Below are 10,546 nucleotides of genomic sequence, written 5' to 3' on the forward strand. Positions count from 1 at the left end.
TGAAACTATTTGGCAAATCAGGAACGAATCGGGGCAAATCGACAATCCCTGCGTCATATCCAGAGATGGAAAACTCTATCTCATAGCGCCTGAGCTCGATGACGCTGTCGATGAAGCCCCTTATTACTACGATGACTACGGATACTCCTATCGAAAATATGAACGACGCAGCGAATACACCGGTGAGATGCGCGCGCTGCGCGAACGGCGCGTTGGCATCAGAGTGGCAGCCATCTTCGCCGGTCACGAACGTCTCCCAATCAAAAGGCTCAGTTATGACGAAGTCATCTGCGGGCATATAAAGTGCAGTCGATCTGTCGAACGACTCAAGCAGTACGTCCTGAGAGACCCTGAGATTAAGGCATCCGATCTCCATGCAAGAGAAGATGAGTTCGATTTCATCATGACAAAGCTTTTGCGTTCCGTTGGACTCAACGGTATGCCGACAGCACAGCAAATTACCGAAGACGCAGCTTTCTTATTGATTGTCGTACGGCCCGAGTTTTACGAACGCAAGAAAACAGCCGAAGTCTCCAAGCTCCTCTCGATAATCTATGAAAACGCTCCCCTCTGGGAGTTCAACGGACGTTCACATACCGAACTAAAAAGCGAAGGAGTAGTGGAGCCTCCGATGTCGGCTTTACATCGAAAAGTCCAATCAAAACAAGTCGCTTAAGCCTATTAACTGCTTGCATTTTTGTTTACAAAACTGTATACAAAAAGAGAGGCCCTTATGGAGCTCATCGCAATCCACCCCCACGCCCTCAAACACGGGCTGACGGAGACGGATATCACCTGCGCCTGGAACTCCGCTTTTGCATGGTTCAGGCGTGATCTTGAAAACGGAGGTATCGATTACGTTCTCGTTGGACTTGATGGAAGAAGCCGTCTCATGGAGCTCATCGCTCGATATTGCTCCAATCGAGATGGCTATATCATTTACCACGCCCTTGTCCCTCCTACGCGCAAGGTGCTCAGGGAAATCGGGATCGATCGATAGGAGGCGCTATGGACGCTAAGCAACTCGAAAAGATGATCGGATTTGCCCCCGGAGAGTTGGAGAAAGCCGCGGAGGCATACGAAAAAGATGAGTGGCCGAAGGGTCGCACCATCAAGCTGGGAAGGCCGTCGATCTCTGATGAGCCAAGCGTTGTTTTATCGGCACGTGTGGGTGAATCGGTTCTTGAAGCGTTTGACGAGAAGGCAAAGCGCCATGGGCAAACACGCACAGAGCGACTCAGAGAACTCATTACCCTTGACGCAATGATTGCCTAGTCCCCCACCGAATCCAAACATGTACGCCAGCATCCAAAGTCGACATTTTTCGATATCTTTGGATGCTGACGTACAGCTTTTGCAACATCGTCATTGGGGACGTTCTTAAATGACTAGCCGTTAAAGAACGTCCCCAATGACTAGCTAACCGTGGAAGCGGGCTATGGGCGCAAGTGGCTGCTCGCGAAAGACGCGATCGACGGCGGCGCGGTATTCGTCGACCTTTTTAGTCTTGCGTACGAGCTTGTGAACGGTAGCAGGATCGGCGAAGGCGCATTTAGCGTAGAACCACCACTCCTTCATGCGAAAGACCGCGTTGCCGCCAATCTCTTCTGCATATGCCGCAAACAGCGTGTCGTGGAAGCGCTGCAGTTCGGCTGCCGTGGCAGCAGGGCCACCCTTGACCATGCGAGCCAGCGCGGGGTTCGCAAGCAAGCCACGCCCCAGCATCACATGGCGTGTACCGGGATAGGCCTCCACCAGCGCATCCATGTCCTCAAGATCAAAAATATCGCCGTTGTATGCCACCGGAAACGGTGCCCGCTCCAACGTCTCGCCATAAAACCCTTTGCGCGGCGAGCCCGTATAGCGATCCTTCTGTACGCGCGGATGCACGATCAGTTCTGCCAACGGCATGCGACAGTACAGGTCAAGCACGCGCTCGTATTCGTCGTCGCTCTCCAGCCCCAGCCTGGTTTTTACCGACACCGGCAAGGGCGATTGCTCGCACACATCAAGCAAGAACACCTCGAGCTCATCGAGGTTGCACAAGAAGCCCGATCCTTTACCCTTGGCAACAACCGTACCCGAGGGGCAGCCAAGGTTGAGATTAACCTCGCGGTAGCCCATGTCGGCGAGCACCTGTGCCGCCCACACAAACTCGTCCGCGTTCTTAGACATCAGCTGAGGCACCACGTTAAGCCCTTGGTTGTTAGCCGGATCGATTTCCTTAAACGCCTTGCCGCCAAAGCGGTTGCCCACCCGCGGCGGCGGCAAAAACGGCGTGTAATAGCAGTCGAGCGCACCGAAGCACTCCGCATGCACGCGACGGAGCACATGCCCGGTAATCCCCTCCATGGGGGCCAACGATAGAATCATCAACATCTACTCTCAAATCAATGCGGCAAAGGAACCGCCCCTTTGTCACATGCATTATGCCTTGTCCTTGAGGCGGCCCACAAGGCGGAGACGGTTACTTGATGTCAACCAGCCCTCCGACCATCCCTGTGCAACGAAGGTGAATGGCGCCCACAAACAGCAAGGAGGGCCGCCCCACAGCAGCTCCCTCACTCGCCACTTTTTCCTTGTCCAAAAGAGGACGTTCGCGATCAAGCAATCACCAACAGCACGCTGCTGACCGCCATGTCTGAACAACAGACACCCTCCACTCATCTATACTCAAGAGCGTGTGCGCATCGCCCTCGAAAAACGATGAGAGTCGAGGCCCCATGCAGCCGCTCACCGAACAAGAAAAGAAACGCATCCAGCGGTACTGCACATACCCCAAAATCGCAGCGACCGCACTCGTCATGTCGTTCGTAGCATGCCTGTTGATGTTGCCGCTCCAAATGATCAACGATATCGCGTTCCACCAAAAGGAATTCCAACCCGCGGGCATATATACCGCCATTGCACTCACCGCAATCGAACTCGTCATCTTTTGCTATTGCGCTCTTGCGCCGCGCATTGGAATGCAGGGCAAACAGTGGAAGGAGCTGCAGAGCAGGCTTGCGGTAGCCCAAACCAACAAAGACCGCTCCGCGGAGGTCGCCGGCGTGCTCGCCGCGCAAGATGCCTTGGAGCCCGTGTGCAAACGCGTCGCGGCAGACGACCCATACGAGTCGTATCACGACTACGGCTACCGCATTATCGGCTATCTGCGTGATAATGACCTCGGCGCTCAAGCAGCCTATGCCTACCTTTTTTTCGATGCAGATGGCATGCTCACGGACGTCGATTACACCATCCAGATCGACCCCGAGGCAAGCCTTGCATACAACCTCGCCTGCAGCGAGCAGGATATCGCGACACTATGCGCCCCCCGCTCAACGGGTTAGGCATTTCCGTTGCCACACCGGGCCTCCTCACGCCATGCAGCCTGTCGGATGAATTTAAATAGGCATTTTTAGCCGGATCCCTATATGAAGAAATCAGCATCAATACGGAGGACGAATCTATCAAGTCGTACTACGCCTTTGACACCGAGCCCAAAGAAGAGTTCGACAAGTACACCCATCCGGAAATTAGCCTCATGCTCTCCGCAAAGGAGGACTAGCAACTTACGCTCTAATTGACGCTCGCAAACGCCGTCTATATCTCAAGGTCTAATACTTTTCCCGAGAAGTGAACGGCTATATTTGGACCCCCGAAGCATCGACATTTTTAGACGCCAAACCCGCAGGATTTGGCTGGCAAAACCGCAGGAAACCGCCTTCAATAAGTGTCGATGCTTCGGGGGTCCATTTTGACTCGTTCACTTCTCGGGAAAAGTATTAGACCTCGAATTACATGTCACTCAATGTGACAAAGGGACAGTCCCTTTGTCACATTATTCGGAGCGCAGGGCTTCCACGGGGTCTTTCTTGGATGCGCTGCGGGCCGGCAGCAGGCCGGCAACGACCGTCAGCAGCACCGAAATTGCAATGAGCGCCAGCGCATCCTGCACGGGCAAGCTCATCAGATTGGGTACCTGTTTGGCAGCAAGCGCCCAGGCATTAACCGGAAAACTCACGGCCACCACAACGACAATGGCAAAGACACCGGCAATGAGGCCCTCGATAAAGGTCTCGGCATTGAATACGTTGGCCACGTTGCGCTTCGACGCGCCGATCGCGCGCAGGATGCCAATCTCCTTTTTGCGCTCCAGCACGCTGATGTAGGTGATGATGCCGATCATGATGGAGCTCACGACCAGGCTGATGCTCACGAACGCGATGAGCACCAAGCTGATGGTATTCACGATATCAGTCACCGAGCCCATGATGATGCCCATGTAGTCGGTGTACGAGATTGCCTGCTCGTCGTGGCCGGCGGCTTTGACCTGCTTGTTGTACGCATCGATATGGTCGAGTACGCGCTCCTTGGCCTCAAAGTCACGCGGGAAAATCTTGACCGAGATGGGATCCGCTTCATCCGCGTAGCCCAACGTGGTCAGATTGTTGTCGTAGGTGAGCTTCGACGCCTTGGCATAGCTCATCATGAGCGAGCTCAGGTCCTCGGCGTCCATGTTGAAGTGGATGGCACGAGCAAAGGCGCTCGCATCCACGCGCATGGCGCTCGCCAGGTTGGCAAAACTCGAAGACATCTGCGTCACCATCTGGTCCATGAGCCCTGCCGCACCGGCCTTAAGCTGGGTCGACACGGTCGTTGCCACCTGCTCGCTGATCGCCTTCATCACCTGATCCATAGCCTGCTGCAGATACGGAGCCAACTGATTTTGGACATAGTCGGTCATCGCCTGTTGCAGGCGCTCGACCAGGACATCGCCGCCGAGCGCCTTGAGCTGTGCCAGGCACTGCTGCGCCACAACATCGTTCTCGAGATACGCCGAGAATGCGGCAGCAAGCTTTGACGCGTCTTTGAGATCTTCGGGTGACAGCGCCCTAAACTGATCAGACTGCAAAAAGCCCTCAAATAGTTGGTTGGCAAGCGTTCCCACCTGTTGCATTTGCTCGGGCGTGAGCTCCAGACCGTCAAAGATGCCCGAGAAATCGGGGGTCGGCGCTTTGGCCATGATGTCGCTTAAGTCGATGTCTTTGCCAACGCCCGAAAGGTCAATATCCAGGCCCGACAAATCGATGCCCGAAAGATCCATGCCACCGGCAGCACCCGAGAGTGCAGACGCATCGAACGAGAACGCGCTCTTGAGCGCCGCCTCGTCCACACTGAACATACTGCCCAGATCCACGCCTTGCTTGGCCTCGCCTTGCAGTTCGTCGAAAGTTTTGCCCGTAAAGACATCCGTCTCGGGGTGGGCAAGTTGCTCTTGCACGATCTGCGAATCGGCGGCGCGCTCCATAAGCTGGCGAGTCAACGCATGCGTATAGGCAATGCCCGGAGACAACGCGCTCGCATTGGCCGTCTCGTTAGGTCGCACCACGCCCACAATGTGCACGTCAATACCGTCGGCAACCTTGGCCGTCATAAAGTCGGCGTCGCCGGACATGTCAGTCCACATGCCGGTCTCTTCGTTTTTGCGATAAGCATCGGCCGGCGACAACACCTTAAACGTCGTGGACAGCGCATCGTCGTAAGTAAAGTCGGCGCCGCTCTCAGGCGTCTCAATCTTACCGTCGGCGGCCATGGCACTGTTCACCAGGTCGTTGAGCTCATCGATATCCAGCGCACCGATGCTGTAAAGCGTATAGTCGCCCACCGTTCCACGGCTCGAAAGCACCATTACGGCTTCGTGAGCGGACGTAGGCCAATGGCCGGCGACGACATCGTACTGGCTGTCGAGCAGACTCTGGTCGTCGATCATCTCGTTAAAGACCGAGGTCCCCATAGATTCCATGCTCACCGTTGCCGCCGAGCTCGCACCACCGCTCATGGCCTCGGTCATAGCGTTGGGCACCAGCCGGACAGGCTTCTCATCGCCCTTGCCGGCACGATAGATAACCGGCGTCACGCCGTAACCGTACTGGATGGCGTTGACCTCTTTGTCGATACCGTCGCCGCCGGCATCGAGCCATGCCTTAAAGCTCGTCATATCGTTGGACTTAACACTTGCAAACATATCCTTTACGGCCGTGACCACGGGGATCTTTTTGGTTCCCTGAGCCTTGCCGTCGGTGCCGTTGTCGGACGAACCCTCGTTCTTGGACGTATCGTCATCCGTGGCCCCCTGTTCGCCCATCATGGACGACAGGTCGTAATCCTGCTTGGAAATGGTAAGCGGGTAGCTCGAAAGCGTATCCTCCTCGACCTTTTTGATGTAGCCGTTTACGCCATTGGACAGCGCCAAAATCGCCGCGATGCCAATAATGCCAATCGAGCCCGCAAAGGCCGTCATGGCCGTACGGCCCTTCTTGGTCATAAGGTTTCGGGCAGAAAGCCCCAGCGCCGTCACAAAGCTCATCGAGGTTTTGCGCGTAGGCTTGGCCTCGCGGCGCGTGGCGTCAGCGACATCGAAAGGATCAGAATCGTCGGTAATCTTGCCGTCCGCCAGGTTGACGATGCGCGTGGCGTACTCGTACGCCAGATCGGGATTATGCGTGACCATGATAACCAGACGGTCGCGCGCGACGTCCTTGAGCAAGTCCATGACCTGCACGGACGTTGTGGAATCCAAGGCACCAGTCGGCTCGTCTGCCAGCACAATCTCGGGATCATTAATCAGGGCGCGGGCGATGGCCACGCGCTGCATCTGTCCACCCGAAAGCTGACTCGGGCGCTTGTTCACGTGCTCGCCCAGACCAACGGCCTCGAGCGCCTTGCGCGCACGCTGGCGGCGCTCGGCGTGCCCCACGCCCGTGAGCGCAAGCGCCAGCTCCACGTTTTCCAAAATGGTCTGATGCGGAATGAGGTTATAGCTTTGGAACACAAAGCCGATGCGGTTGTTGCGATAGGCATCCCAATCGCGATCGTGGAAGTCCTTGGTCGAAATACCGTCGATCAGCAGGTCACCCGAGTCAAAGTGGTCGAGTCCGCCGATAACGTTGAGCATCGTGGTCTTACCCGAACCCGAGGGCCCCAGAATGGCCACGAACTCGTTATCCCGAAAAGACAGGCTCACGCTGTCGAGCGCCACCTGCGTAAACGACTGCGTAACGTACCTTTTGCAAATTCCTTTGAGCTCCAGCATGGACGGCAACCTCTCCTGCGCAGGCACCTTGCCCGCTCTCCCCCGCCGTTCGTATTCGACGCGTTTGTCCTACTCTATCCCCATTTTTTACCGGCGCCAGTGAGGAATGTAACAAAGCGCGCCAAAAAACGAGCAGGACGGCATGCCGCGTGGCGCGCCATCCCGCGCATACCGTCGATAATGTGACAAAGGAACTGTCACTTTGTCACATCTGCCCAACCCTTATTGGGGCACCCGATTCCCTATTGGATGATAAAGGGCGGATGATACGGACACTTTTCGCCCATGCACACTGTATTGGCCGCATAGCTATCGCAGGCCGGCGTCTTCTCCCATGCTTTAAGCTGTGGTCCGCCGAGCGCGTTAAAAAACGAAACGGCCTCACGAATCGCCACGCGCGCATCTCGCTTGCAGCACCGTGGGCTTCCCGAGCGCGCGATGGCGGCAAGCAGCTCCGAAACCATAAGCTGCCCCTCCTGCCAGCCTTCACTGCGCAGCGGCGCATTGCCGCGCACGATTGCATATGCCATGCCCGCAGACGCAGCTGCCCCGCACATGCCCCAGCGGGCACACGTCGCCCCCGGCACGCAATCCGAACGAGACATCAAATCGGCAAGATCGTCTTTGAGCATCGCATCTCGCTCCCCAGATGCTTCGGCGTTGCGCCAGCACGCAAGCAGCACCGCGCCCACAATAAAATGGTGGATGGGGCCAAAAGCCACGCAGCGCTCATCTGCCATAACCTCTTCCAAAAGAGCCGCGGGCGCCACCGACACACTGGCCATGAGCATCTCAACAATCCAGCCTGTTTGTTCGTCTTTTGCCATGCGGCATCCTCCTCTAAAACAAATTGTGCGCACACTCCATTATGGCCTTCTTCTGCCCGGCGCGCTCAATGCGAAACAACCTGCTTCGCTCGTGCCGCCAACAAGCCCTGCTAGTTCTCGTCGCAAACCAGCCCTGCTCAGGAGCAACACCAGAGGCGATGACAAGCACGATGGACAGTGGCAACACCACGACGGCAGCCCTTTTCGAAAAAGAAGGCCCGCGCAATCGCGCGAGGCCTCCCCATTCATGGAACTATGATCAAAGCAGCCCAAAAAGCTTACTCCCACTCAACGGTGCCGACGGGCTTGGGCGTAAGGTCGTAGCACACACGGCAGATGCCGGGAACCTCGGCTGTGACGCGAGCGGTAATACGCTTGAGCAGTGCCCAGTCGAGCTCAGGTACCTCGGCGGTCATCACGTCGACGGTGTTGATGCAGCGGATGATGCAGGGCCAGTCGTAGGCGCGCTTGCCCTCGCGCACGCCGGTGGCACGGAAGTCGGGCACCACGGCGAAGTACTGCCAGATGGTCAGACCTGCCTTGTCGATCTCCTCGCGCACGATGGCGTCGGCTTCGCGCAGCGCCTCAAGACGGTCGCGGGTGATGGCACCAAGGCAGCGAACGCCCAGGCCGGGACCGGGGAACGGCTGACGCTCGACCATGTTCTCGGGCAGACCGAGCTCGCGGCCCACGACGCGGACCTCGTCCTTGTACAGCAGCTTGACGGGCTCGCAAAGCTCAAACTGCAGGTCCTCGGGCAGGCCACCCACGTTGTGGTGGGCCTTCACGCCATCCTGGGACTCCAGGATGTCGGGGTAGATGGTTCCCTGGGCGAGGAAGCTGACCTCGTCGCCAACCTTGCGGGCCTCCTCCTCGAACACGCGAATGAACTCGGCGCCGATGATTTTGCGCTTGGCCTCGGGCTCCTCGACGTCCACGAGCTTATCCAAGAAGCGATCGGTCGCGTCCACATAGACCAGGTTGGCGTCCATCTGGTTCTTGAAGACGTCGACGACTTGCTCGCTCTCGCCCTTACGCATCAGGCCGTGGTTCACGTGCACGCAGATAAGCTGCTTGCCGATGGCCTTGATGAGCAGGGCCGCGACAACCGAACTGTCGACACCACCGGAAAGGGCCAGCAGGACCTTCTTGTCGCCGATCTGCTCGCGGATTGCAGCGACTTGCTCATCGATGAACACCTGGGCAAGTTCGGAAGTGGTGATACGCACCATGTCGTCGGGACGCTTGTTGGAATCCATGCAAAGCTCCTTTTCGGTTCGATGGGAATGCGTCACACGTATGCAAACGCACCGTCATATGACCTCATTATATGCAGAACAAGATGTGTTTCCCATCGCTGCGACAAAGCTTTTTGCAGGGGTGGCAATTTTTCCTATTGTCGAGCTCAGCTAGGCTTCGGTAGCCACCTTGGCAGCATCGCCAATAGACTCTTCCTTTATACGTTCTGCGTAATCGTATGCCATACCCGCAAATTCCAGTCCCGAGTAACAGGAGTACAATTGCTGCTATTGTTGCCAGCTGTTGGGAGATGGAAGATGGACTGCGATGGCTACCCTTGCGTTCCCATGCCGTTGATGTGCACCGCCTTTGTGCCGGGGCAGATTGACGCTGCGGTTGCAGGCATTTCCGACCCCGATTCGCGCGCCATTGCCACGGCAGAAGCGCTGTACTTTCGCGGACAGGCCACCCTCGCTGCCAAGACGGCGCGCCCCTATCTTGACGCCACCGACCCCGCACTGCGCTATTCCGCATGCTTTATCTGCGGATACGCCAGTCTGTCGCTCAACCGTATCGCCGATGCCCGCCGGTGCCTTACTGGCATCCTCGATACGCCGGCCGACGAGGAATCGCCTGCCGTCCACGCCATGCACATCCTGTTCGCCTCGGCCGCGAGCGTCCTGCTGCACTTGCCTTCCCCGTATTCCGCCGAAGAGTTTTATCCGCTTGCGGCGCATTTGCCCGAAGGCCTGCGCCTGTTCGCCAGCTACGTGATGGCGCACGCCTTGTATCTGCGCGGCGAATACGGCCGCAGCCTGGGCATGGTGGAAAATGCCCTGATCATGAAACAGGGAAGCTATCCCATCTCGGAACTGTTCCTGCACCTGGCGGCTTCCATGGCATGCATGAGCCTCAAGGACATCGACGCCGCAAAGGCACATTTCGGAGCCGCTTGGGACATTGCGCGCCCCGACGGCCTTATCGAGCTCATTGGCGCGCACCACGGCCTTTTACAGGGGCTCATCGAGGCATGCCTAAAAGCGCAATACCCTGACGATTTCGCACGCATCATCGAGATTACGTATCGATTCAGCTACGGCTGGCGGCGCATCCACAACCCCGATTCGGGCGAGGACGTGGCCGACGATTTAACGACCACGGAGTTCACCATGGCCATGCTCGCCTGCCGCGGATGGACCAACGCCGAAATCGCACGCCACATGGAAGTATCGCCGGGCACTGTTAAAAACCGCCTATCAGGAGTGTATGCCAAGCTTGGTATCGGAACTCGCGCCGAGCTGGTCGCGCATATGTTGCGTTAGCGACCGGGCTGCCAAGCGCATCGAACGCGTTCCGGAACCCGGCGCTTCGCTCGATCAATTTGGACATTTTGACCCTTGAA

At 57.1% G+C, this 10,546-nt stretch carries 9 protein-coding genes; 5 read left to right on the forward strand and 4 right to left on the reverse strand.

What is annotated here, in order from left to right; genetic code table 11:
- The 3 genes from ACQRAQ_RS06265 to ACQRAQ_RS06275 all read left to right on the forward strand — a co-directional run.
- Window positions 1–676: hypothetical protein (locus ACQRAQ_RS06265; RefSeq protein WP_427794279.1), on the forward strand; the 676-nt coding region annotated here is incomplete at its 5' end.
- A 57-nt stretch (window positions 677–733) separates the two neighbouring features.
- Window positions 734–1,000 carry a hypothetical protein gene (locus tag ACQRAQ_RS06270; protein ID WP_154516943.1) on the forward strand — a complete coding sequence of 89 codons (267 nt, stop codon included), beginning with the start codon at window positions 734–736 and terminating at the stop codon, window positions 998–1,000.
- An 8-nt stretch (window positions 1,001–1,008) separates the two neighbouring features.
- The gene (locus ACQRAQ_RS06275; protein ID WP_154516940.1) at window positions 1,009–1,275 is read left to right on the forward strand and encodes a ribbon-helix-helix protein, CopG family; all 267 of its coding nucleotides are present in this window, start codon (window positions 1,009–1,011) and stop codon (window positions 1,273–1,275) included.
- Between the two features lie 144 nt (window positions 1,276–1,419).
- Here ACQRAQ_RS06275 and ACQRAQ_RS06280 read toward each other — a convergent pair whose 3' ends face one another.
- Window positions 1,420–2,373, reverse strand: a complete 954-nt coding sequence (locus tag ACQRAQ_RS06280; protein WP_427794280.1) for a tRNA dihydrouridine synthase — start codon at window positions 2,371–2,373, stop codon at window positions 1,420–1,422.
- A 431-nt stretch (window positions 2,374–2,804) separates the two neighbouring features.
- Here ACQRAQ_RS06280 and ACQRAQ_RS06285 point away from each other — a divergent pair, with 431 nt between their 5' ends.
- A complete protein-coding gene (locus tag ACQRAQ_RS06285) occupies window positions 2,805–3,332 on the forward strand; it encodes a hypothetical protein (RefSeq protein ID WP_427794281.1) in 528 nt (175 codons plus the stop codon).
- Window positions 3,333–3,823: 491 nt separating this feature from the next.
- On the opposite strand, the gene ACQRAQ_RS06290 is transcribed toward ACQRAQ_RS06285, so the two are convergent.
- The 3 genes from ACQRAQ_RS06290 to guaA form a co-directional block, all read right to left on the reverse strand.
- On the reverse strand, window positions 3,824–7,078 hold the full coding sequence (locus ACQRAQ_RS06290; protein WP_427794282.1) for an ATP-binding cassette domain-containing protein: 3,255 nt from the start codon (window positions 7,076–7,078) through the stop codon (window positions 3,824–3,826).
- A gap of 242 nt (window positions 7,079–7,320) precedes the next feature.
- Complete coding sequence (locus ACQRAQ_RS06295) at window positions 7,321–7,905, reverse strand: DUF5714 domain-containing protein (RefSeq protein WP_427794283.1); 585 nt, start codon at window positions 7,903–7,905, stop codon at window positions 7,321–7,323.
- A gap of 278 nt (window positions 7,906–8,183) precedes the next feature.
- Window positions 8,184–9,164 (reverse strand): glutamine-hydrolyzing GMP synthase, encoded by a 981-nt coding sequence (gene guaA / locus ACQRAQ_RS06300; protein WP_427794284.1) that lies wholly within the window; start codon window positions 9,162–9,164, stop codon window positions 8,184–8,186.
- A gap of 297 nt (window positions 9,165–9,461) precedes the next feature.
- On the opposite strand from guaA, the gene ACQRAQ_RS06305 reads away from it, so the two are divergent.
- Window positions 9,462–10,466, forward strand: a complete 1,005-nt coding sequence (locus ACQRAQ_RS06305) for a helix-turn-helix transcriptional regulator (protein ID WP_154516919.1) — start codon at window positions 9,462–9,464, stop codon at window positions 10,464–10,466.
- Window positions 10,467–10,546: the final 80 nt, after the last annotated feature.

This window comes from Collinsella sp. SGI.178 (assembly GCF_050313495.1).
Lineage (GTDB): Bacteria > Actinomycetota > Coriobacteriia > Coriobacteriales > Coriobacteriaceae > Collinsella.

Excerpts from the sequence above, each read along its gene's own strand:
- ACQRAQ_RS06270 (WP_154516943.1), top strand. The coding sequence starts at position 734 with ATGGAGCTCATCGCAATCCACCCCCACGCCCTCAAACACGGGCTGACG.
- ACQRAQ_RS06275 (WP_154516940.1), top strand. The coding sequence starts at position 1,009 with ATGGACGCTAAGCAACTCGAAAAGATGATCGGATTTGCCCCCGGAGAG.
- ACQRAQ_RS06280 (WP_427794280.1), bottom strand. The coding sequence starts at position 2,373 with ATGATTCTATCGTTGGCCCCCATGGAGGGGATTACCGGGCATGTGCTC.
- ACQRAQ_RS06285 (WP_427794281.1), top strand. The coding sequence starts at position 2,805 with ATGTCGTTCGTAGCATGCCTGTTGATGTTGCCGCTCCAAATGATCAAC.
- ACQRAQ_RS06290 (WP_427794282.1), bottom strand. The coding sequence starts at position 7,078 with ATGCTGGAGCTCAAAGGAATTTGCAAAAGGTACGTTACGCAGTCGTTT.
- ACQRAQ_RS06295 (WP_427794283.1), bottom strand. The coding sequence starts at position 7,905 with ATGGCAAAAGACGAACAAACAGGCTGGATTGTTGAGATGCTCATGGCC.
- guaA (WP_427794284.1), bottom strand. The coding sequence starts at position 9,164 with ATGGATTCCAACAAGCGTCCCGACGACATGGTGCGTATCACCACTTCC.
- ACQRAQ_RS06305 (WP_154516919.1), top strand. The coding sequence starts at position 9,462 with ATGGACTGCGATGGCTACCCTTGCGTTCCCATGCCGTTGATGTGCACC.